This is a genomic window from Streptomyces sp. NBC_01363, from assembly GCF_026340595.1.
GTDB lineage: Bacteria > Actinomycetota > Actinomycetes > Streptomycetales > Streptomycetaceae > Streptomyces.
Window position 1 is genome coordinate 380,538 of sequence record NZ_JAPEPF010000002.1, and the last position, 23,039, is coordinate 403,576.

Consider the following 23,039-nt stretch of genomic DNA (forward strand, 5'->3'; position numbering starts at 1 on the left):
GACATGTCCTTGATCCGTCATGCGCAGCTGCACCAGCAACACCGCACGTAACACGGCACAAGATTTACAAGGGGCGCCTCGGCGTCCCTTCTTTCTTTTCCCGTCCGGATTCTTTACCGCTCGGACCTGTGCGGGACCCGCCCCCGGCGTACACCCCTTCCCTTAACGTCTGATGTGCCCTGCACCTTCATCAGCGAAACCGAGAGCGAAAGGTAGAGTCCGGCGGCGTGCACCTCAAGGCCCTGACCCTGCGTGGTTTCAAATCGTTCGCCTCCGCCACGACGCTGCGGTTCGAACCCGGCATCACTTGCGTCGTCGGCCCCAATGGATCCGGCAAGTCCAATGTGGTGGACGCGCTCTCCTGGGTCATGGGGGAACAGGGCGCCAAATCCCTGCGCGGCGGCAAGATGGAAGACGTGATCTTCGCCGGTACCACCGGGCGGCCGCCGCTCGGCAGGGCCGAAGTATCGCTGACCATCGACAATTCCGACGGCGCGCTGCCCATCGAGTACGCCGAAGTGACGATCACTCGGATCATGTTCCGCAATGGCGGCAGCGAGTACCAGATCAATGGCGACACCTGCCGGCTCCTGGATATCCAGGAACTCCTCTCGGACTCCGGCATCGGCCGCGAGATGCACGTCATCGTCGGTCAGGGGCAGCTGGACTCCGTGCTCCACGCCGATCCGATGGGCCGTCGCGCGTTCATCGAGGAAGCCGCGGGTGTGCTCAAGCACCGCAAGCGGAAAGAGAAGGCACTGCGGAAACTGGACGCGATGGGGGCCAACCTGGCCCGCGTCCAGGACCTCACCGACGAACTGCGGCGGCAGCTGAAGCCGCTCGGCCGGCAGGCGGCCGTGGCGCGCCGGGCCGCCGTCATCCAGGCCGACCTGCGCGACGCCAAGCTGCGGCTGCTCGCCGACGACCTGGTGCGGCTGCGCACGGCGCTGCGCAGCGAGATCGCCGACGAAGCGGCGCTCAAGCAGCGCCGGGAGGCCGCGGAGGCGGAACTCAAGGCGGCCCTGGCGCGCGAGGCGGAGCTGGAGGACGAGGTGCGACGGCTGGCGCCGCGGCTCCAGCGGGCCCAGCAGACCTGGTACGAGCTGTCCCAGCTGGCCGAGCGGGTACGCGGCACGATCTCGCTGGCCGACGCCCGGGTGAAGAGCGCCGCCGCTCCTGAGGAGGAGGAGCGGCGCGGTCGCGACCCCGAGGACATGGAACGGGAGGCGGCCAGGATCCGTGAGCAGGAGGCGGAGCTGACGGCCGCGCTGGAGGCCGCGGAGCACGCGCTGGAGGACACCGCGGCCCACCGCGCCGACCTGGAACGGGAGTTGGCGGCCGAGGAGCGCAGGCTCAAGGACGCCGCCCGTGCCATCGCGGACCGCCGCGAAGGGCTCGCCCGGCTGAACGGCCAGGTCAACGCGGCCCGCGGCCGGGCCGGTTCGGCACAGGCCGAGATCGACCGGCTGGCCGCCTCCCGGGACGAGGCGCGGGAGCGGGCGGTCGCCGCCCAGGAGGAGTACGAACAGCTCAAGGCCGAGGTCGAGGGCCTGGACGCCGGGGACCAGGAGCTCGGCGAGCAGCACGATGCCGCCAAGCGGGAGCTCGCGGAGGCGGAGGCGGCGCTCTCCGCGGCCCGGGAGGCGGCCACCGCCGCAGAACGGAAGCGGGCGGCGGTCGCGGCCCGGCATGAGGCGCTGGCCCTCGGTCTGCGCCGCAAGGACGGCACGGGCGCGCTGCTCGGCGCGCAGGACCAGCTGTCCGGCCTGCTCGGTCCGGCCGCGGAGCTCCTGACGGTGGCGCCGGGGTACGAGGTGGCGGTGGCGGCGGCGCTGGGCGCGGCGGCGGACGCGGTCGCGGTGGCGGACCCGGCCACGGCGGCGGAGGCGATCCGGCTGCTGCGCAAGCAGGACGCGGGGCGGGCCGCGCTGCTGCTGGGCAGGGTGCGGCGCGCCGGAGTCCCTGATCAGGGAGGTGCCCCTGGTGCCGGTGCTGCTGCCGTTGACGGTGGTGGCGCTGTGGGCGGTACCGATGCGTCTGCTGGTGGCACGGATGCGTCTGCTGGTGGTACCGATGCGTCTGCTGTGCACGTACCCGGACAGGCGCAGGGGTCGGGCGAGGCGGATGGGGCGCTCGTGTCCGCTCATGCCGCGGCCGTTGCCGTGAGCGGGGGGCCCGCAGCAGGGCCGCCCGCCGTGGCCGATCTCGTCCGCGGGCCCGTCGAACTGATGGGCGCCGTACGCAGACTGGTGCGGGACATGGTGGTCGTCGGCACCCTGGAGGACGCCGAGGACCTCGTCGCCGTACACCCGGAACTGACGGCCGTGACCGCCGAGGGGGACATCCTCTCGGCCCACTTCGCGCACGGCGGTTCCGCCGGGGCACCGAGCCTCCTCGAAGTACAGGCTTCGGTCGACGAGGCCGCCGCCCAACTGGAGGAACTGGCCGTGCGGTGCGCCGGGTTGACCGAGGCGCAGCGGCTCGCGGGGGAGCGGCGCCGGGCTGCTGCCGGGCTGGTCGAGGAGCTCGGGGAGCGGCGCCGGGCGGCCGAGCGGGAGAAGTCCGGGGTGTCCCAGCAGCTGGGGCGGCTGGCCGGGCAGGCCCGTGGCGCGGCGGGCGAGGCCGACCGAACGACCGCGTCGGCCGCCCGTGCCCAGGAGGCCCTCGACCGGGCGACCGAGGAGGCCGAGGAGCTGGCCGAGCGGCTGCTCGTCGCCGAGGAGATGCCGGTCGAGGAGGAGCCGGACACCTCCGTGCGGGACCGGCTCGCCGCCGACGGTGCCAACGCCCGCCAGACCGAGATGGAGGCCCGCCTCCAGGTGCGTACCCACGAAGAGCGGGTCAAGGCGCTCGCGGGCCGGGCGGACTCCCTCGACCGGGGCGCCCGCGCCGAACGGGAGGCCCGCGCCCGCGCCGAGCGGCGCCGGGCCCGGCTGCGGCACGAGGTGGCGGTGGCCACCGCCGTCGCCTCCGGTGCACGTCAGCTGCTCGCGCATGTCGAGGTGTCCGTCGTACGGGCCGAGCGGGAGCGGGTCGTGGCCGAGGCGGCGAAGGCGGAGCGGGAACGGGAGCTGGCGGCCGAGCGGGGCCGGGGCCGTGAGCTCAAGGGCGAGCTGGACAAGCTCACCGACTCGGTCCACCGCGGCGAGGTGCTCGGTGCCGAAAAGCGGCTGCGGATAGAGCAGTTGGAGGCGAAGGCGCTGGAGGAACTGGGCGTCGAGCCGGCCGGGCTGGCCGCCGAGTACGGCCCCGACCAGCTCGTACCGCCATCACCGGCCGCGGAGGGCGAGGAGCTGCCGCAGGACCCGGAGCATCCGCGCAACCGGCCGAAGCCGTTCGTCAGGGCCGAGCAGGAGAAGCGGCTGAAGTCGGCCGAACGGGCGTATCAGCAACTCGGGAAGGTGAATCCGCTCGCCCTGGAGGAGTTCTCGGCGCTGGAGGAGCGGCACAAGTTCCTCTCCGAGCAGCTCGAAGACCTGAAGAAGACCCGCGCCGATCTGATACAGGTCATCAAGGAGGTCGACGAGCGGGTCGAGCAGGTGTTCACCGAGGCGTACCGGGACACGGCCCGTGAGTTCGAGGGTGTCTTCTCGCGGCTCTTCCCGGGCGGCGAGGGCCGGCTCCTCCTGACCGACCCGGACAACATGCTCGCGACCGGTGTGGACGTCGAGGCGAGGCCGCCCGGCAAGAAGGTCAAGCGGCTCTCGCTGCTGTCCGGCGGCGAACGCTCGCTCACGGCGGTGGCGTTGCTGGTCTCCATCTTCAAGGCCCGGCCGAGCCCGTTCTATGTGATGGACGAGGTCGAGGCGGCGCTCGACGACACCAATCTGCAGCGGCTGATCCGGATCATGGAGGAGCTCCAGGAGAGCTCGCAGCTCATCGTGATCACGCATCAGAAGCGGACGATGGAGGTCGCCGACGCGCTGTACGGCGTCTCGATGCAGGGCGACGGTGTCTCCAAGGTCATCAGCCAGCGCCTACGCTGAAGCCTTACCCGATCTTCAAGACTTCGACGTACTTTTTGGGTATCTCTGAGTGGATGTCCGCAAGGTCCCGGACATTGGCTTCGAAGCATGAACGAATAGTCCCTACGACGTCACTTTTGCCTTCAAGTGGTGGCAGTGGAGAAGTTATGCGCCACTTGGAGGAGTTCGCCCCCACACCTGACGACGCGGCCAGGCATCAGGAGTTCATGTGACCAGCACATCGCAGGGACCGCCGTCCGGAGCCCGAGCGGCCCACCCGGATCACCTCGGCCATGTCATCTTCATCACCGCGGCCGCCGCCATGGGCGGCTTCCTGTTCGGTTACGACAGCTCGGTCATCAACGGCGCCGTCGAGGCGATCCGCAGCCGCTACGACATCGGCTCGGGAACGCTCGCCCAGGTCATCGCCATCGCCCTGATCGGCTGTGCGATCGGCGCGGCCACCGCGGGGCGCATCGCCGACCGCATCGGTCGTATCCGCTGCATGCAGATCGCCTCCGTGCTCTTCACCATCAGCGCCGTCGGCTCCGCGCTCCCGTTCGCGCTCTGGGACCTGGCGATGTGGCGCATCATCGGCGGCTTCGCCATCGGGATGGCCTCGGTGATCGGCCCGGCGTACATCGCGGAGGTCTCGCCGCCCGCCTACCGCGGCCGTCTCGGCTCCTTCCAGCAGGCGGCGATCGTCATCGGCATCGCCATCTCCCAGCTGGTCAACTACGGCATCCTGCAGCTCGCCGACGGCGACCAGCGCGGCAAGATCGGCGGCCTCGAAGCCTGGCAGTGGATGCTCGGTGTGATGGTCGTCCCGGCCCTCCTGTACGGGCTCCTGTCCTTCGCGATCCCCGAGTCGCCGCGGTTCCTGATCTCGATCGGCAAGAAGGACCGGGCCAGGAAGATCCTGGAGGAGGTCGAGGGCAAGGGCATCGACCTCGATGCCCGGGTGGCCGAGATCGAGACCGCCATGCACCGCGAGCACAAGTCCAAGTTCGCGGACCTGCTCGGCAGCCGCTTCGGCTTCCTGCCGATCGTCTGGGTCGGTATCGGTCTGTCGGTCTTCCAGCAACTCGTCGGCATCAACGTGGCGTTCTACTACTCGGCGACGCTCTGGCAGTCCGTCGGCATCGACCCGACCGCCTCGTTCTTCTGGTCGTTCACCACGTCCATCATCAACATCATCGGTACCGTCATCGCGATGGTCCTGGTGGACCGGGTGGGCCGCCGGCCGCTCGCGCTGGCGGGCTCCACCGGTATGGCCATTGCCCTCGCCTTCGAGGCATGGGCCTTCTCCGCGGACCTGGTCGACGGCAAACTGCCCAGCACCCAGGGCGTCGTGGCACTCGTCGCGGCCCATGTGTTCGTGCTCTTCTTCGCCCTGTCGTGGGGTGTCGTCGTCTGGGTCTTCCTCGGCGAGATGTTCCCCAACAAGATCCGCGCCGCCGCGCTCGGCGTCGCCGCCTCCGCGCAGTGGATCGCCAACTGGGCGATCACCGCGAGCTTCCCGAGCCTGTCCGACTGGAACCTGTCGGGCACGTACATCATCTACGCGTGCTTCGCCACGCTCTCGATCCCCTTCGTGCTCAAGTTCGTGAAGGAGACCAAGGGCAAGGCGCTGGAGGAGATGGGCTAGGGTCGGCGCACCCCAGGCCCTGTCGTCGCACGCCCGCCAGGGATTACGGGACAGCCCTCAGGACCGCGCGTCCGGTGCGACCGCCTCGCAGAACAGCCGCAGACTGCGCCACCCCTCCTCGACCGGCATCCCGCCGCACAGCGGATGCAGAACCAGGCTGTCCAGCTCCGTGACCGCCGCGGCGCACTCGTCCGGGGTGAGGACCCGGTAGACCCCCTCGGCCCGCAGCTCCGTCACCGTCGTCGCCGCCGAACGTACGGCGGAGCGGATGTCCTTGGACTGCCAGGAGGCGTAGGTGCGCGCCTCGTGCAGGAAGTACTCGCCGTACTCCGCCCAGGTCCGGTCCGGGTCCTCCGACACATGCAGCAGCGGTGTCTCGGCGGCGGGCATCATGCAGAAGCCGTCGGTCCCGAACTCGGCCCGCCGCTCCTGGTAGTACGCCGCCAGCTCCGGCAGATGCGCGCTCGGGAAGAACGGCAGCCCGAACCGGGCCGCCCGCCGCGCCGCCGCCCGCGAACTGCCGCCCACCAGCAGCAGCGGGTGCGGCCGGGTGTACGGACGCGGCGTGACGCGGACCGTACGGCCCCGGTACGGGAACGGCTCGCCGGTCCATGCCTGCAGCAGCGTCTCCAGGAGCTCGTCCTGGAGCCTGCCGCGCCTGCCCCACTCGACGCCCGCCTGTTCGTACTCCTCGGGCCGGTAGCCGATCCCCGCCACCGTCACCAGCCGACCGGCGCTCAGCAGGTCCAGCACCGCGATGTCCTCGGCCAGCCGCAGCGGGTCGTGCAGCGGGCCGATGATCGCCGAGACGGTGACCGCGATCCGGCGGGTGGTGCCGAAGACGGAGCCCGCGAAGACGAAGGGGGAGGGCAGCCAGGAGTTGGCGGCGCCGTGGTGCTCCTCGGTCTGCACGGTGTCGACGCCGTGCTCGTCGGCGTACGCGGCCATCTCCAGCGCGGCGCGGTAGCGGGTCGAGAGCGACTCGGGGGTGGCGTCGGGATCGACGAGATTGAACCGGACCACAGTGAAGGCCATGAGACTTGTCCCCATCGTCGGGCGGACTCGGCGAGCCGGGACAGTAGCTGACGCAGCGTCAGAAGTGTAGGGGTGTGCTGTCGCCGCTCTCGCCGCCGTCCCCCCTGGCCCGTCCGGCGGAACGCGGCAGGAACGCGTACAGAGTGGCGGAGACGGTGATCGTGGCCGCCCAGCCCAGCCCCTGGCGCCCGATCCAGGTGGTGGCGAGCGGTCCGGTGAACCACCGCACGCCGGTGAAGAGCAGGCCCGTCGCCAGGCCCGCGGCCCACGCGGCCACGGCCGGCACGGCGAAGCCTCCGGTGTACCAGTAGGCGCTGGTCGGCGAGGTGTCCAGGAGTGCCACCGGATCGTACGCACGGCCCCGCAGCAGATCCACGCCGAAGACCCCGATCCATGCGGAGAACGTCACGGCGAGGAGCGTAAGAAAGGAGATGAAGGAATCCAGGAAACCCGCGGCCGCGAGCATCAGTGACGCGCCCAGGAAAAGACTGATGGCGGCATTCACGCCGACCGCCCAGGTGCGGGGGATCGGAAATCCCAGTGTCTGCGCGGTGAAACCGGCCGAATACAACGACATCGCGTTGATCAGCACCATGCCGGCCACGACGAAGAGCAGATACGGCACCGAGAGCCAGTCGGGCAGCAGGGGGCCGACGAATGCGACCGGGTCGCGGGCGACGGCCAGACCCGGCTCGGCGACCGCCATCACGGCCCCCATCAGCACCATCGGCAGATACACGACCCCGGCGCCGCCCACGGTCGCCCCGATCATCGCCCGGCCGGACGCCGTGTGCGGCAGGTAGCGGGCGAAGTCGGGGCCCGACGGGGCCCAGCTGATACCGCCCGCCGCCAGGGTGCCGACCCCGGCGATCACCATCGCCGTCGGTCCGGCGGGCCTGCCCAGTACATTCCGCCAGTCGGTCGCGTCGATCAGATGGGTCAGTACGAGCACGCTGACGCCGCCGAAGAGATACGCCGACCAGGTGCAGCACACCCGCAGCGCCCCCATGCCCAGCCCCGACACCAGCCAGCTGCATCCCACGAAGGCGAGCAGGGTCACCAGGGTCAGGCGGTGGCTGCCCGTGATATCGAAGAGCAGATGCAGTACGGCGAGTACCGCGTAGGTGCCGGTGACCGCGTTCACGGTCTCCCAGCCCCAGCGGGCGACCCAGGTCAGCGCGCCGGGCAGCAGATTGCCGCGCTGTCCGAAAACGGCCCGGGAGAGTGCCATACCGGGCGCCCCGCCCCGCCTGCCCGCGATCGAGACCAGGCCGACCAGCCCGAAGCCGATCATCGAGGCGATGGCGGCCACCGCCAGCACCTGCCAGAGATTCAGCCCGTTGAAGACGACCAGCCCCGCGCCGACAGAGAGGAGGAGCACGGTCAGGTTCGCGCCGACCCAGGTGGGGAAGAGGGTCCGGACCCGGCCGGTGCGTTCGTTGTCGGGGACGGGCTCCAGGCCACGGGTCTCCACGGGCAGGATCGTACCGTTACCGCCAAAAGGTGCATAACGGCCAAGGGGATACTCGAGTGATCCTTCGGGGCGGTCCCCTCGGGCGGACGTGACTGATACTGGGTGGGTTATGGAATTCGTCATCCTTGCTGTAGTCATCGCCCTGGTCGCGGTCGGCGTGATCAGCGGGCTCGTGGTCAGCAGCCGCAAGAAGAAGCAGCTGCCCCCGGCACCGTCGAGCACGCCGACCATCACTCCTCCCGCCGAGCCCCATGTCGGCGAGGAAGCCGAGACGCCGCGCGAGGAACCGCGCCGCACCGTCGAGGAGGTCGCCCCCCCCGAGGCCGGGGCTCCCGCCGAGGAGGCCCCCGAGGCCGTCGAGCCGGAGGCGCCCGCCGCCCCCGCCCTCGAAGTGCCCGAGCCCACCGCCGGCCGTCTGGTGCGGCTGCGCGCCCGGCTCGCCCGCTCGCAGAACTCCCTCGGCAAGGGGCTGCTCACGCTCCTGTCCCGCGACAACCTCGACGAGGACACCTGGGAGGAGATCGAGGACACCCTCCTCACCGCCGACGTCGGCGTCGCACCCACCCAGGAACTGGTGGAGCGGCTCCGCGAGCGCGTCCGCGTGCTCGGCACCCGTACCCCCGAAGGGCTGCGCGCGCTGCTGCGCGAGGAGCTCCTGAACCTGCTCGGCACCGACTTCGACCGTGCGGTCAAGACGGAGAGCGGCCTCGACACCCCCGGCGTCGTGATGGTCGTCGGCGTCAACGGAACCGGCAAGACCACCACCACCGGCAAGCTGGCCCGGGTGCTCGTCGCCGACGGCCGCAGCGTCGTGCTCGGCGCGGCCGACACCTTCCGGGCGGCCGCAGCCGACCAGCTCCAGACCTGGGGCGAGCGCGTCGGTGCCCGCACCGTGCGCGGCCCCGAGGGCGGCGACCCCGCGTCGATCGCCTTCGACGCGGTGAAGGAAGGCATCGCCGAGGGCGCCGATGTGGTTCTCATCGACACCGCCGGACGGCTGCACACCAAGACCGGGCTGATGGACGAGCTCGGCAAGGTCAAGCGGGTCGTCGAGAAGCACGGACCGCTCGACGAGATCCTGCTCGTCCTCGACGCCACGACAGGGCAGAACGGTCTGGTGCAGGCCCGGGTGTTCGCCGAGGTCGTGGACATCACCGGCATCGTGCTCACCAAGCTGGACGGCACCGCCAAGGGCGGCATCGTCATCGCCGTCCAGCGCGAGCTGGGCGTACCGGTGAAGCTGGTCGGTCTCGGTGAGGGGCCGGACGACCTGGCCCCGTTCGAGCCGGAGGCGTTCGTGGACGCCCTGATCGGCGACTGACGCCTCGCGCCGCACCCGAAGAGCCCGACCGCATGATGCAGCTGCGGCCGGGCTCTTCGGCGTTACGGGACGGGTGCGGGCGTCGGTGTGCTCAGCCGCACAGCGGTGCGCGATGGCAGCTGTACGCCAGCGTGCCCAGCAGCAGCCGCGCCTGCGGCGGCGCGGCCGCCGTGTCCAGCACCGGCGGGCGCAGCCACCGGACCGGGCCGAGGCCGCCCTCGTCGGACGGCGGGGCGGTGATGTGGCAGCCGGGCCCCAGCGCCCGCAGATCCAGCCCCGCGTCGTCCCAGCCCATCCGGTACAGCAGCTGCGGGAGCTCGGCGGCGGCGCCCGGGGCCACGAAGAACTGCGCCCGTCCGGCCGGGGTCACCGCGACCGGGCCGAGCGGCAGCCCCATCCGCTCCATCCGCACCAGGGCCCGGCGCCCGGCCGCCTCGGCGACATCGAGGACGTCGAAGGCGCGGCCCACCGGCAGCAGCATCGAGGCACCCGGCACCCGCGCCCACGCGTCGGCCGCCGCGTCGAGCGTGGCGCCCGCGGGGACCTCGGGGGCGAAGTCCAGCGGATGGGCGCCGGGGGAGGGGCAGTCCGCCTCCCCGCACGAGCAGCGGCCGGCCGCTGCCCGCGCTCCCGGCGCGACGGCCCAGCCCCACAGTCCCGTGTACTCGGCCACTGCCGTGCACCCGGCCGCCCGGCCGCGGCGCCGTGAGCCGGTGCGCATCTCGCGGATGCCGCCGATCGTGAAGCCCATGCCCCCTCCAACGGGTCCGACTCGCCGGTGGTTACGACGAGGGGCGGACTGGTGACGCTCCGCCGTCGCCGTCGATCCGGAGTGCGCCGGTGGCATTTGGGGTTGTGCGAGATTGTCCGCGCGCCCCGATGCGCATCACTGCGCCCCCTGTTGATCGCCGTGTGTCAAGTGAATCGCGCCCGACGGTGGTGGCGTTCATTCGAAGGGGTGGCGAATGGTGGCGTTTCTGCAATCGCCCTCGCCCGGGGGGTGATCGTAGGATTACCGTCGGTACACGAACCATGGAAGTATGTGCGCCCATGGGTATGCCAGAGGCAACCCGATTTCCTGTTCGTTGGTGCGCACCCTCCGCGTGGGCGGCATCGGCTCAGGGCATTCTGGTAATGGTTCGCGCGACAGATATTCAGCGGGATGGGGGCGTTCCAGTGAGTGGCAGCGGCGCAGGCGATTCGAATGCCGGCAAGCGCCCCAACGGGCAATTGAGCTCATGGTTCGTGCGGAGCGGCTGGTCGAAGGGCGAGCTCGCGCGCCAGGTGAACCGCCGGGCGCGCCAGATGGGTGCCCACCACATCAGCACCGACACGTCCCGGGTGCGGCGCTGGCTCGACGGCGAGCAGCCGCGCGAGCCGATCCCGCGCATCCTCTCCGAGCTCTTCTCGGAGCGCTTCGGCGCCGTCGTCGCGATCGAGGAACTCGGACTGCGCTCCGCACACCAGTCGCCGTCCGTGGCCGGTGTCGACCTGCCCTGGGCGGGCCCGCAGACCGTCGCGCTGCTCAGCGAGTTCTCCCGCAGCGACCTGATGCTCGCCCGCCGGGGATTCCTCGGCTCCTCGCTCGCCCTGGCCGCCGGACCCGCACTCATCGAGCCGATGCAGCGCTGGCTGGTGCCCGTCTCCACCGCCGGCTCCGCGCAACCGGAACCGCCGGCCGCGACCCACCGCCCCTCCAGGCTCTCCGGCCCCGAGCTCGATCTGCTGGAGTCCACCACCGCGATGTTCCGCCAGTGGGACGCGCAGTGCGGCGGCGGACTGCGCCGCAAGGCCGTCGTCGGACAGCTCCACGAGGTCACCGACCTGCTCCAGGAGCCGCAGCCGGAGGCCACCGCCAAGCGGCTCTTCCGGTGCGCCGCCGAGCTGGCCGAGCTGGCCGGCTGGATGAGCTACGACGTCGGCCTCCAGCCCACCGCGCAGAAGTACTTCGTCCTCGCGCTCCACGCCTCCAAGGAGGCCGGTGACAAACCGCTGGGCTCGTACATCCTGTCCAGCATGAGCCGCCAGATGATCCACCTCGGACGGCCCGACGACGCCCTCGAACTGATCCACCTCGCGCAGTACGGCAGCCGGGACTGCGCCACCCCGCGCACCCAGGCCATGCTGTACGCGATGGAGGCCCGCGCGTACGCCAACATGGGCCAGCCCAGCAAGTGCAAACGAGCCGTCCGGATGGCCGAGGCCACCTTCCTCGACGTGGGGATCGACGGCGAGCCCGAGCCCGACTGGATCCGCTTCTTCTCGGAGGCCGAGCTCAACGGCGAGAACTCCCACTCCTACCGCGACCTCGCCTATGTGGCGGGCCGCAGCCCCACGTACGCCACGCTCGCCGAGCCACTGATGGAGAAGGCCGTCCAGCTCTTCGGCGAGGACGACGAGCACCAGCGGTCGTACGCGCTCAACCTGATCGGCCTCGCCACCGTCCACCTCCTCAAGCGCGAGCCCGAACAGTCCACGGTCCTGGCCGAGCAGGCCCTGCGTGTCGCCAGGAAGATCCGCTCCGAGCGCGTCAACACCCGGCTCCGCAAGACCGTCGACACCGCCGCCAGGGACTTCGGGAACATCCCCGAAGTCGCCAGGCTCACCGATCTCCTCACCGAGCAGCTGCCGGAGACCGCGGAAGCGGTCTGAGCAGCACCCCTGGCCCCGGCCACGGCGACCACCCCGCACAGACCGACTTCGGCTCCCCCGATTGCCAGGTCAGTGGGTGGTCGGCGTGGCCGGTTCGCATTGCCGTGCCCGTACGGAAGAGTCGTCACCGCACCGTATGCGGCCACGGCCGCAGGGCAGGCCCGGCGCCGGTCGCGCCACCGCCGGTTCATGGCGACGTAACACACCGGACCTCTTCGTCACTGCCGTGAAACACCGTGCGGCATCGGCGGAAACCGCGCTGGGTGAATCTCATGGCCATAACCGGCCCGCACCTTTTCCCAGTGGTCCCGCACGTGGTGCCGCTACCGATCGCCCGCACGCGGCCGCACCGACGACGAGGAGACGCCGATGCCCCCAGGCATCACGACGCTTGCCGCAGACACCCCGACACTGTCTGCCGCCAACACCGGGTTCATGCTCATCTGCTCCGCCCTGGTGATGCTCATGACGCCGGCCCTGGCCTTCTTCTACGGAGGCATGGTCCGCGTCAAGAGCACCCTCAACATGCTGATGATGAGCTTCATCAGCCTCGGGATCGTCACGATCCTGTGGGTGCTCTACGGATTCAGCGTCGCCTTCGGCACCGACATCGGCTCCGTCGTCGGCTGGAGCTCGGACTACCTCGGCCTCAGCGGGATCGGCATCACCCAGCTCTGGGACGGCTACACGATCCCCGTCTACGTCTTCGCCGTCTTCCAGCTGATGTTCGCCGTCATCACCCCGGCACTGATCAGCGGCGCCCTCGCCGACCGGGTCAAGTTCACCTCCTGGGCCCTGTTCATCACGCTCTGGGTCACCGTCGTCTACTTCCCCGTCGCCCACTGGGTCTGGGGGGCGGGCGGCTGGCTGTACGAGATGGGGGTCATCGACTTCGCGGGCGGTACGGCCGTCCACATCAACGCCGGTGCGGCGGCGCTCGGCGTGATCCTCGTCATCGGCAAGCGCGTCGGCTTCAAGAAGGACCCGATGCGGCCGCACAGCCTGCCGCTCGTCATGCTCGGCGCCGGTCTGCTCTGGTTCGGCTGGTTCGGCTTCAACGCCGGCTCGTGGCTCGGCAACGACGACGGTGTCGGCGCGGTGATGTTCGTCAACACCCAGGTCGCCACCGCCGCCGCGATGCTCGCCTGGCTCGGCTACGAGAAGCTCCGCCACGGCTCCTTCACCACCCTCGGCGCGGCCTCCGGCGCGGTCGCCGGACTCGTCGCCATCACCCCGTCCGGCGGCGCGGTCAGCCCGCTCGGCGCCATTGCGGTCGGTGCGATCGCCGGTGTGCTGTGCGCCATGGCCGTCGGCCTGAAGTACCGGTTCGGCTACGACGACTCCCTGGATGTGGTCGGCGTCCACCTCGTCGGCGGTGTCGCCGGTTCACTCCTCGTCGGCCTCTTCGCCACCGGCGGCGTCCAGTCCGAGGCCAAGGGCCTCTTCTACGGCGGCGGCCTCGAACAGCTCGGCAAGCAGGCCGTCGGCGTCTTCGCCGTCCTCGCGTACTCTCTCGTCGTCTCCGCGGTCCTGGCCTTCCTCCTGGACCGGACGATCGGGATGCGGGTCACCGAGGACGACGAGATCTCCGGCATCGACCAGGTCGAACACGCCGAGACCGCGTACGACTTCAGCGGAGCGGGCGGCGGTGCGGCCCCGCGCACCACGAGCTCCGCCCCGGGCAGCACGGCAGCAGCGAAGACGAAGAAGGTGGACGCATGAAGCTCATCACCGCAGTCGTGAAGCCACACCGGCTGGACGAGATCAAGGAGGCCCTCCAGGCCTTCGGCGTCCAGGGCCTCACGGTCACGGAAGCCAGCGGATACGGGCGCCAGCGCGGCCACACCGAGGTCTACCGGGGCGCCGAGTACACCGTCGACCTCGTACCCAAGATCCGTATCGAGGTCCTGGTCGAGGACGAGGACTCCGAAGAGCTCATCGACATCGTCGTGAAGGCCGCCCGGACCGGCAAGATCGGTGACGGCAAGGTCTGGAGCGTGCCGGTCGACACCGCGGTCCGGGTACGGACGGGCGAACGCGGCCCGGACGCACTCTGACCGACGCCCCCGAACGAAAGGCAGCCGGGTGACGCGCACCGGAACGACCACCGAATCCGCAGCCCCGGAGCCCGGCGGCTACGCGGCGGCCCGGCTGCGCCTCCTCCAGGAGGAGGCGCGGTCCGGGCCGCCGCGCCGTGCGGCCCTCGCGGCGCTCACCGACGACTGGCTCACCGCGCTGTTCACCGCCGCCGCCGGACAGACGGGCGTCCACGGCGCCGCCCTCGTCGCCGTCGGCGGCTACGGACGCGGCGAACTCTCCCCGCGCAGCGACCTCGATCTGCTGCTCCTGCACGACGGGAATGCCGACCCCGCGGCCGTCGCCGCCCTCGCCGACCGCGTCTGGTACCCGGTCTGGGACCTCGGCCTCGCCCTCGACCACTCCGTACGCACCCCCGCCGAGGCCCGCAGGACGGCCGGCGAGGACCTCAAGGTCCAGCTCGGACTGCTCGACGCCCGGCCCGTCGCCGGGGACCTCGGACTCGTCGCCGCGATGCGCACCGCGATCCTCGCCGACTGGCGCAACCAGGCCCCCAAGCGCCTCCCCGCACTCGGCGAGCTCTGCCGCGAACGGGCCGAACGCCAGGGCGAGCTCCAATTTCTCCTTGAACCCGACCTCAAGGAGGCCCGCGGCGGATTGCGGGACGCCACCGCCCTGCGCGCCGTCGCCGCGTCCTGGGTCGCCGACGCGCCCCGCGAAGGGCTCGCCGAAGCCCGCCGCGTCCTCCTCGACGCCCGTGACGGCCTCCACCTCGCCACCGGCCGCGCCACCGACCGCCTCGCCCTCCAGGAACAGGACCAGGTCGCCGGCGAGCTCGGCCTGCTCGACGCGGACGCCCTGCTCCGCCAGGTCTACGAGGCGGCCCGCACCATCTCGTACGCCACCGACGTCACCTGGCGCGAGGTCAACCGCGTCCTGCGCGCCCGGTCCGTGCGCCCCCGGCTGCGCGCCATGCTGGGCGGCAGGGCGGCCGCCCCGGAGCGCACCCCGCTCGCCGAGGGCGTCGTCGAGGCCGACGGCGAAGTGGTCCTCGCCCGCACCGCCCGCCCCGAGCGCGACCCGGTGCTCGTGCTGCGCGCCGCCGCCGCGGCCGCCCAGTCCGAGCTCCCGCTCTCCCGCCACGTCGTACGTCGGCTCGCCACCGCCGCGCACCCGCTGCCGGTGCCCTGGCCCGCCGAGGCCCGCGAGGAACTCGTCACCCTGCTCGGCGCGGGCGAGGCCACCGTCCCGGTCTGGGAGGCGCTCGAAGCCGAAGGGCTCATCACCCGGCTCCTTCCGGACTGGGAACGAGTCCACTGCCGCCCCCAGCGCAACCCCGTCCACACCTGGACCGTCGACCGCCACCTCGTCGAAACGGCCGTCCACGCCTCCTCCCTCACCCGCCGTGTCCACCGCCCCGACCTCCTCCTCGTCGCGGCCCTCCTGCACGACATCGGCAAGGGCTGGCCCGGCGACCACTCCGCGGCCGGTGAGGTCATCGCCCGGGACATGGCAGCCCGGATCGGCTTCGACCAGCACGACGTGGGCGTCGTTGCCACCCTCGTACGCCACCACCTGCTGCTCGTCGAGACCGCCACCCGGCGCGACCTCGACGACCCGGCGACCGTCCGCTCCGTCGCCGCCGCCGTCAGGAGCGCCACCACCCTGGAACTCCTGCACGCGCTCACCGAGGCCGACGCCCTCGCCACCGGGCCCGCCGCCTGGTCCGCCTGGCGCGCCTTCCTCGTCGCCGACCTCGTGGGGCGCGTCGCCGCCGTGCTCGCCGGCCAGGCCCCGCAGGAGCCGGAACCCGCCGCGCCCGGTGCCGAACAGGAGCGCCTCGCCGTCGAGGCCCTGCGCACCGGCGGACCCGTTCTCGCCCTGCGCGCCCAGGCCGAGGCCCCGAACGAGGACGGCGGACCGGAACCCGTCGGCGTCGAGCTCCACATCGCCCTGCCGGACCGGCCGGGCGTGCTGCCCGCCGCGGCAGGCGTCCTCGCCCTGCACCGCCTCACCGTGCGCGCCGCCGACCTGCGCGCCGTGGAACTCCCCACCGAGCTGGGCGAGCCCGCGGACCTGCTGCTGCTCAGCTGGCGGGTCGCGGCCGAGTACGGCTCGCTGCCACAGGCCACCCGGCTCCGCGCCGACCTCGTACGCGCCCTGGACGGCTCCCTGGACATCCGGGCCCGGCTCGCCGAACGCGAGGCCGCCTACCCGCGCCGCCGCGGGGTGAAGGCGCCGCCGCCGAGGGTCACCGTCGCGGCGGCCGGCTCCCGGCTGGCCACGGTGATCGAGGTGCGGGCCCAGGACGCCCCGGGACTGCTGCACCGGATCGGCCGGGCGCTGGAACAGAGCGGGGTACGGGTGCGCAGCGCGCATGTGTCGACCCTGGGGGCGAACGCGGTGGACGCCTTCTACGTCACGGACACCGACGGGAAGCCGCTGCCCGAGGAGCGGGCGCTCGCGGTGGCGAACGCGGTGGAGGCCGCGCTGCGGGCGTGACGCGGAAAGCACGCGACGTGGACTGAGCCCGGGATTTCCCGGGCAGGGGTCATCGTTTCTTCCGAGCCGGATACCCTGGGGTACCGAATCCACTTTGCCCCCGACCCTGAGGACCGACGAGCGCCGTGTTCGATACTCTCTCCGACCGCCTTGCCGCGACTTTCAAGAACCTCAGGGGCAAGGGCCGCTTGTCCGAGGCGGACATCGACGCCACGGCTCGCGAGATCCGTATCGCCCTGCTCGAAGCGGATGTCGCGCTGCCCGTCGTCCGCGCCTTCATCGCCAACGTCAAGGAGCGGGCGCGCGGCGTCGAGGTCTCCCAGGCGCTGAACCCCGCCCAGCAGGTCGTCAAGATCGTCAACGAGGAGCTCGTGGGCATCCTCGGCGGCGAGACCCGGCGGCTGCGGTTCGCCAAGACCGCGCCCACCGTGATCATGCTCGCCGGTCTCCAGGGTGCCGGTAAGACGACCCTCGCCGGAAAGCTCGGCCTCTGGCTCAAGGGCCAGGGCCACTCCCCGCTGCTCGTCGCCTGTGACCTCCAGCGCCCCAACGCCGTCAACCAGCTGAGCGTCGTCGCCGACCGCGCCGGTGTCGCGGTGTACGCGCCCGAGCCGGGCAACGGGGTCGGTGACCCGGTCCAGGTCGCCAAGGATTCGATCGAGTACGCCCGCACCAAGCAGTTCGATGTCGTGATCGTCGACACCGCCGGCCGTCTCGGTATCGACCAGGAGCTGATGCAGCAGGCCGCGGACATCCGCGACGCCGTCAGCCCCGACGAGATCCTCTTCGTCGTCGACGCGATGATCGGCCAGGACGCGGTCAACACCGCCGAGGCCTTCCGCGACGGCGTCGGCTTCGACGGCGTGGTGCTCTCCAAGCTCGACGGTGACGCCCGCGGCGGTGCGGCCCTGTCGATCGCCCATGTCACGGGCAAGCAGGTCATGTTCGCGTCGAACGGTGAGAAGCTCGAGGACTTCGACGCCTTCCACCCCGACCGCATGGCGTCCCGCATCCTCGACATGGGTGACCTGCTCACCCTGATCGAGCAGGCGGAGAAGACCTTCAGCCAGGAAGAGGCCGCCAAAATGGCCTCCAAGCTGGCGTCCAGCAAGGGCAAGGACTTCACGCTCGACGACTTCCTGGCGCAGATGGAGCAGGTCAGGAAGATGGGCTCCATCTCCAAGCTGCTCGGCATGCTGCCCGGCATGGGGCAGATCAAGGACCAGATCAACAACATCGACGAGCGCGACGTGGACCGCACCGCCGCGATCATCAAGTCGATGACCCCGAAGGAGCGCGCCGAGCCGACGATCATCAACGGCTCGCGCCGGGCCCGTATCGCCAAGGGTTCCGGTGTCGAGGTCAGCGCGGTGAAGAACCTGGTGGAGCGGTTCTTCGACGCTCGCAAGATGATGTCGAAGATGGCCCAGGGCGGCGGCATGCCGGGGATGCCCGGGATGCCGGGCATGGGCGGTGGCCCCGGTCGGCAGAAGAAGCAGGTCAAGCAGGCCAAGGGCAAGCGCAAGAGCGGCAACCCGATGAAGCGGAAGGCCGAGGAGCAGGCCGCGGCGGCCCGTCGCGAGCAGGCGGCGCAGGGCGGCGCCTTCGGTCTGCCCGCGCAGGACGACCAGAACTTCGAGCTGCCGGACGAGTTCAAGAAGTTCATGGGCTGAACCGGCCCCGTGGTTCGACGGGCCATGGCGGCCCGGTGATGTCCCCGAGGGGGCGCCCGCTTTCCGGCGGGCGCCCCCTCCGGCGTGTACGGAGCCACTGCCACGGCTGCCGTACGCCGTCCCTCCAAGGGCCCATCGGGCAGGCCCTGGGAGGGCTTTGTCTGCATTCCTCCCTTACTGTCGCTTTAACGGCTGTCGGCAGAGGAGCGCGCGTGACCAACCCCGTACCTCCCCGCGATCGGACCGATCTGCCGTGGCGCTCCGAGGGCGCCCCGCCACCTCCGACACCGGGCCGGAAGATGCCGGGCGGCTGGGGCGGGCTGCTGCTGACCGCGCTCGCCGTCTATCTGATCGCCAATCTGGTGCTGTCCTTCTTCAACGGGGAGGCGGAGCGGACGATCGCGTACACGGAGTTCAGCAAGCAGGTCACCGCGGGCAATGTCTCCAAGATCTACTCCAAGGGCGATGCCATCGAGGGGCAGCTCAAGAAGGAGGCGAAGGTCCCGGGGACCGACGAGAAGTACACGAAGTTCGTCACCCAGCGGCCGGCCTTCGCGGACGACAACCTCTGGGCCGAACTGGTCAAGGACGACGTCACGGTCACCGCCGAACCGGTCGTCCAGCAGCGCAGCTTCCTCGCCAACCTGCTGATCTCGCTCGCGCCCATGCTGCTGCTCGTCGTGCTCTGGGTCTTCATCGCCCGGCGGATGTCCAGAGGCATGGGCGGCGGGATGGGCGGCTTCGGGCGCAAGGCCCCGCCCAAGCCTGTCGAGCTGGAGGGCGCCAAGCGCACCACCTTCAAGGACGTGGCCGGGATCGACGAGGTCGAGGGCGAACTCGACGACGTCGTGGACTTCCTGAAGAACCCGCAGGCGTACCGGAGGATGGGCGCCCGGATGCCCGGCGGAGTGCTGCTCGCGGGACCGCCCGGCACCGGCAAGACCCTGCTGGCACGGGCCGTCGCCGGTGAGGCCGGAGTGCCGTTCTTCTCGGCATCGGCCTCCGAGTTCATCGAGATGATCGTCGGCGTCGGCGCGAGCCGGGTCCGGGAACTCTTCGCGGAGGCGCGCAAGGTCGCCCCCGCCATTGTTTTCATCGACGAGATCGACACCATCGGCCGGGCCCGGGGCGGCGGCTCCGGCATGGGCGGCCACGACGAGCGCGAGCAGACGCTCAACCAGATCCTCACCGAGATGGACGGCTTCTCCGGCTCGGAGGGCGTCGTCGTGCTCGCCGCCACCAACCGCGCCGACGTGCTCGACCCCGCCCTCACCCGGCCCGGTCGCTTCGACCGGATCGTCCAGGTCAGCCCGCCGGACAGGACCGGCCGGGAGGCGATCCTGGAGATCCACACCCGGCAGATCCCGCTCGCCGACGATGTGAACCTGGCCCAGGTGGCCGGTACGACCCCCGGAATGACCGGTGCGGATCTGGCCAACCTGGCCAATGAGGCCGCGCTCCTGGCAGTCAAGCGCCAGCAGTCCGAGGTCACCCAGCCCGATTTCTCGGACGCGCTGGAGAAGGTCCAGCTGGGTGCGGAACGCTCACTGGTCATGTCCGACGAGGAACGCCGCAGGACCGCGTACCACGAGAGCGGCCACGCCCTGCTCGGCATGGTCCAGCCGGGCGCCGACCCGGTCCGCAAGGTCACCATCGTGCCGCGCGGCCGGGCCCTGGGCGTCACGCTCTCGACGCCGGACGCCGACAAGTACGCGTACACCGAGGAGTATCTGCGCGGCCGCATCGTCGGGGCGCTCGGCGGCATGGCGGCCGAGCAGGTGGTCTTCGGCATGATCACCACCGGCGCGGAGAGCGATCTGGAACAGGTCACCAACCTGGCCCGCGGCATGGTCGGCCGCTGGGGCATGAGCCACAAGGTGGGCCGGCTGACAGCGATCCCGAGCGATGCCCAGCAGGCGTACGGCCTGTCGGCGGCCCCCGCCACGCTCGACGCGGTGGACGGCGAGATGCGGCGGATCGTCGACGAGTGCTACGAGGTGGCCTGCCGGCTCCTGCGCGAGAATCGGGACCGGCTGGACTCGCTGTCCGCCGCGCTCCTGGCGAACGAGACGCTGGACGAGGCGGAGGCCTACCGGGCGGCCGGCATCACCCGCCTGGCCAAGTAGCGGCCGCCGCGCGGGCCGCGCACGCGGGGCGGTCGCTCAGGCAGTGCGGACGAGCTGGTCGCTCAGGTGGTGCAGACGAGATAGCGGAAGACGTTCGGCATCCAGATCGTGCCGTCCCGGCGCCGATGCGGATGAAGGGCCTCCGCGACCTCCTTCTCCACCTGGGCCCGGTCCGTCGCCCGTACCGCCGCGTCGAAGAGCTGGGTGGAGAGCAGCCCCCGCACCGCGCTGTCCATGTCCGCGTACCCGAACGGGCAGGCCACCCGGCCCGAGCCGTCGGGATTCAGGCCGGCCCGGAACGCCAGCTCCTCCAGGTCGTCCCGGCCCGACGGCCGCCAGCCGCCGGTGCGCGGGGCCCGGTCCCGGTCGGACAGCCGCCCCGCCACCCGCAGCACGGGCGCCGTGGCACAGCGCTCCGGCGGACCCCAGCCGGTGAGCACCACGGTGCTGCCCCGGGCGGCCAGCGGCACCGTGGACCGCAGCGCGGCCACCAGCCCCTCGCCGTCGTCGGAGGAGCAGCCGATCGGGGTGAACGCGGTGATCAGGTTGTACGGCGCTCCGTCGGACGGCGGGGCGGCGGACGGATCACCCTCCAGGAGCCGGGGGTGCCCGGCCACGGGCCCGGCGTGGCTTCCGGGACCGGGCAGCAGCCGGGTCCGGGCGAGCGCCAGCCGTTCGAGGTCGGTGTCCACGCCGGTGACGCCCGCCCCACGGGCGGCAGCGATCAGCAGCGCGAGACCGGAGCCGCAGCCGAGGGAGAGCAGCCGGGTACCGGATCCCACTTCGAGCCGCTCGTACACCGCTTCGTACAGCGGTGCCAGCATCCGCTCCTGGATCTCGGCCCAGTCCCGGGCACGGTTGCCGGGTTCCACCCGGGTGGAGGTTTCCGCGTGGCTGTGGTGCCGGACGAGCGTTGGTGTCATGGAAAGCGCCCCAATCCGCCGAGAGGTCGGCCGTGTCCGATCGGTAGTGCCCGAGTGAAAGCTCCCCCCGTGTACGTGTGCGCCCGCTTCCCCCGTATGTCAGAGAACTGCGCATCCGCCGTCGCGTCCAGGGGTCCGATGGCAATGGTTGTGTGCCGCGGTGGTGCGTCCGTGGGGAAGGCCCGCCGGACCGGGGCCCGTCGCCCCGTTCGGTGGGCGGTGTCGCCGTACGATGCGCGCCATGGCAAAGGCACCCGTTCTCACGCCCCAGGCCGAGGACTTTCCCCGCTGGTACCAGGATCTGATCAACAAGGCCGAACTCGCGGACAACGGCCCGGTGCGCGGCACCATGGTCATCCGGCCGTACGGATACAGCCTGTGGGAGCGGATGCAGCAGGAGATGGATGCCCGGATCAAAAAGGCGGGCGCCCGGAACGCCTACTTCCCGCTCTTCATCCCCCAGTCTTACCTGACACGCGAGGCCGAGCACGTCGAGGGCTTCGCGCCGGAGCTCGCGACGGTCACCCACGGCGGCGGGAAAGAGCTCGAAGAGCCCGTGGTGGTGCGGCCGACCTCCGAAACGATCATCAACGAGTACTTCTCGAAGTGGGTGCAGAGCTACCGGGATCTGCCGCTCCTGATCAACCAGTGGGCGAACGTCGTGCGCTGGGAGATGCGCCCGCGGGTCTTTCTCCGTACGACGGAATTCCTCTGGCAGGAGGGCCACACCGCCCATGCCACCGATGAGGAGGCCCGGGACTTCGCCGCGTACATCCACCGTGACGTGTACGCCGACTTCATGGTCAATGTGCTGGGCATCGACGTGGTCCTCGGCCGCAAGACCCCGGCGGAGCGGTTCGCCGGGGCCGTCAACACGCTCACGCTCGAAGCGATGATGCGGGACGGCAAGGCCCTGCAGATGGGTACGAGCCACGAGCTCGGCACCAATTTCGCCAAGGCCTTCCACACCAGCTACCTGTCCAGGGAGGGCAGACAGGAGCTCGTCCGGCAGACCTCATGGGGTTCCTCGACCCGGATGGTGGGCGGTCTGATCATGGCGCACGGCGACGACCACGGGCTCCGGGTGCCGCCCCGGCTCGCGCCCGTCCAGGCGGTCGTCCTCGCGGTCAAGGAGGACGAGGCCGTGCTGGCCGCGGTCCGGTCCGTCGCGGAGCGGCTGCGCGCGGCGGGGATCAGGACCGAGGTCGACGACCGCACGGACACCGCGTTCGGCCGCCGCGCGGTCGACTGGGAGCTGAAGGGCGTGCCGGTGCGGATCGAGATCGGTCCGCGCGATCTGGCGGCCGGCACCGCGATGCTGGCCCGGCGCGTGCCCGGCGGGAAGGAGCCGGTCGCCGTCGAGACCCTGCCCGCGTTGCTCCCGGCGGTCCTGGAGGAGGACCAGGCGGCGCTGCTGCGGGAGTCCCGGAGCCGGCGCGAGTCGGCCACCAGCGAGGTCGCGACCGTGGCGGAGGCCGTGGAGGCGGCCCTCGCGGGCGGCTGGGCCCGTATCGCCTGGTCGTCCCTCGGCCCGGCGGGGGAGGCCCGGCTCGCGGAGCACGGGGTGTCCGTACGGTGTCTGGTCGCCGGGGACGGGTCGGTGCCCGACGCGGACGACGCGCCCGGTAATGTCGCCCTGGTGGCACGCGCCTACTGATGCCCCAACCGCCGCCCCGGGCGCTC

14 protein-coding genes are annotated in these 23,039 nt (G+C 71.3%); 10 read left to right on the top strand and 4 right to left on the bottom strand.

Translation table 11 applies throughout. The features are described from left to right. Positions 1-227: 227 nt before the first annotated feature. A complete protein-coding gene (locus OG611_RS29865; protein ID WP_266427171.1) occupies positions 228-3,986 on the top strand; it encodes an AAA family ATPase in 3,759 nt (1,252 codons plus the stop codon). A 208-nt stretch (positions 3,987-4,194) separates the two neighbouring features. Continuing rightward, the gene (locus tag OG611_RS29870) at positions 4,195-5,613 is read left to right on the top strand and encodes a sugar porter family MFS transporter (protein WP_266427174.1); all 1,419 of its coding nucleotides are present in this window, start codon (positions 4,195-4,197) and stop codon (positions 5,611-5,613) included. A gap of 57 nt (positions 5,614-5,670) precedes the next feature. Here the strand turns inward: OG611_RS29870 and OG611_RS29875 are convergent, their stop codons facing one another. Together OG611_RS29875 and OG611_RS29880 are read right to left on the bottom strand one after the other, a co-directional pair. Further along, the gene (locus tag OG611_RS29875; RefSeq protein WP_266427177.1) at positions 5,671-6,648 is read right to left on the bottom strand and encodes an LLM class flavin-dependent oxidoreductase; all 978 of its coding nucleotides are present in this window, start codon (positions 6,646-6,648) and stop codon (positions 5,671-5,673) included. 58 nt (positions 6,649-6,706) lie between these two features. After that, positions 6,707-8,122, bottom strand: coding sequence for a cytosine permease (locus OG611_RS29880; RefSeq protein WP_266427179.1), 1,416 nt, complete (start codon positions 8,120-8,122; stop codon positions 6,707-6,709). A gap of 109 nt (positions 8,123-8,231) precedes the next feature. Here OG611_RS29880 and ftsY point away from each other — a divergent pair, with 109 nt between their 5' ends. Next, positions 8,232-9,443 carry a signal recognition particle-docking protein FtsY gene (gene ftsY, locus OG611_RS29885; protein WP_266427183.1) on the top strand — a complete coding sequence of 404 codons (1,212 nt, stop codon included), beginning with the start codon at positions 8,232-8,234 and terminating at the stop codon, positions 9,441-9,443. A gap of 91 nt (positions 9,444-9,534) precedes the next feature. Here the strand turns inward: ftsY and OG611_RS29890 are convergent, their stop codons facing one another. Continuing rightward, complete coding sequence (locus OG611_RS29890) at positions 9,535-10,194, bottom strand: bifunctional DNA primase/polymerase (protein ID WP_266427185.1); 660 nt, start codon at positions 10,192-10,194, stop codon at positions 9,535-9,537. A 425-nt stretch (positions 10,195-10,619) separates the two neighbouring features. Between OG611_RS29890 and OG611_RS29895 the strand changes: the two genes are divergently transcribed. From OG611_RS29895 to ftsH, 6 genes are all read left to right on the top strand, one after another. Then, positions 10,620-12,095, top strand: coding sequence for a hypothetical protein (locus OG611_RS29895; protein ID WP_266427188.1), 1,476 nt, complete (start codon positions 10,620-10,622; stop codon positions 12,093-12,095). Between the two features lie 369 nt (positions 12,096-12,464). Next, complete coding sequence (locus tag OG611_RS29900) at positions 12,465-13,817, top strand: ammonium transporter (protein WP_266427191.1); 1,353 nt, start codon at positions 12,465-12,467, stop codon at positions 13,815-13,817. Further along, positions 13,814-14,152 (top strand): P-II family nitrogen regulator, encoded by a 339-nt coding sequence (locus OG611_RS29905; protein WP_266427193.1) that lies wholly within the window; start codon positions 13,814-13,816, stop codon positions 14,150-14,152. Before OG611_RS29900 ends, OG611_RS29905 begins: the two co-directional genes overlap by 4 nt. A gap of 28 nt (positions 14,153-14,180) precedes the next feature. Further along, complete coding sequence (locus tag OG611_RS29910) at positions 14,181-16,634, top strand: [protein-PII] uridylyltransferase (protein ID WP_266427196.1); 2,454 nt, start codon at positions 14,181-14,183, stop codon at positions 16,632-16,634. Between the two features lie 125 nt (positions 16,635-16,759). Then, complete coding sequence (ffh, locus tag OG611_RS29915; RefSeq protein ID WP_266427199.1) at positions 16,760-18,307, top strand: signal recognition particle protein; 1,548 nt, start codon at positions 16,760-16,762, stop codon at positions 18,305-18,307. Positions 18,308-18,519: 212 nt separating this feature from the next. Further along, positions 18,520-20,433, top strand: coding sequence for an ATP-dependent zinc metalloprotease FtsH (ftsH, locus tag OG611_RS29920; protein ID WP_266427201.1), 1,914 nt, complete (start codon positions 18,520-18,522; stop codon positions 20,431-20,433). A 62-nt stretch (positions 20,434-20,495) separates the two neighbouring features. Here the strand turns inward: ftsH and OG611_RS29925 are convergent, their stop codons facing one another. Then, positions 20,496-21,356, bottom strand: coding sequence for a class I SAM-dependent methyltransferase (locus OG611_RS29925; protein WP_266427203.1), 861 nt, complete (start codon positions 21,354-21,356; stop codon positions 20,496-20,498). Positions 21,357-21,597: 241 nt separating this feature from the next. Here OG611_RS29925 and proS point away from each other — a divergent pair, with 241 nt between their 5' ends. Then, positions 21,598-23,013 (top strand): proline--tRNA ligase, encoded by a 1,416-nt coding sequence (gene proS / locus OG611_RS29930; RefSeq protein WP_266427205.1) that lies wholly within the window; start codon positions 21,598-21,600, stop codon positions 23,011-23,013. The last annotated feature ends 26 nt before the right edge of the window (positions 23,014-23,039 follow it).

Coding starts and splice junctions, on each gene's coding strand:
- OG611_RS29875 (WP_266427177.1), bottom strand. CDS start 6,648: ATGGCCTTCACTGTGGTCCGGTTCAATCTCGTCGATCCCGACGCCACC.
- ftsY (WP_266427183.1), top strand. CDS start 8,232: ATGGAATTCGTCATCCTTGCTGTAGTCATCGCCCTGGTCGCGGTCGGC.
- OG611_RS29890 (WP_266427185.1), bottom strand. CDS start 10,194: ATGGGCTTCACGATCGGCGGCATCCGCGAGATGCGCACCGGCTCACGG.
- OG611_RS29900 (WP_266427191.1), top strand. CDS start 12,465: ATGCCCCCAGGCATCACGACGCTTGCCGCAGACACCCCGACACTGTCT.
- OG611_RS29905 (WP_266427193.1), top strand. CDS start 13,814: ATGAAGCTCATCACCGCAGTCGTGAAGCCACACCGGCTGGACGAGATC.
- OG611_RS29925 (WP_266427203.1), bottom strand. CDS start 21,356: ATGACACCAACGCTCGTCCGGCACCACAGCCACGCGGAAACCTCCACC.
- proS (WP_266427205.1), top strand. CDS start 21,598: ATGGCAAAGGCACCCGTTCTCACGCCCCAGGCCGAGGACTTTCCCCGC.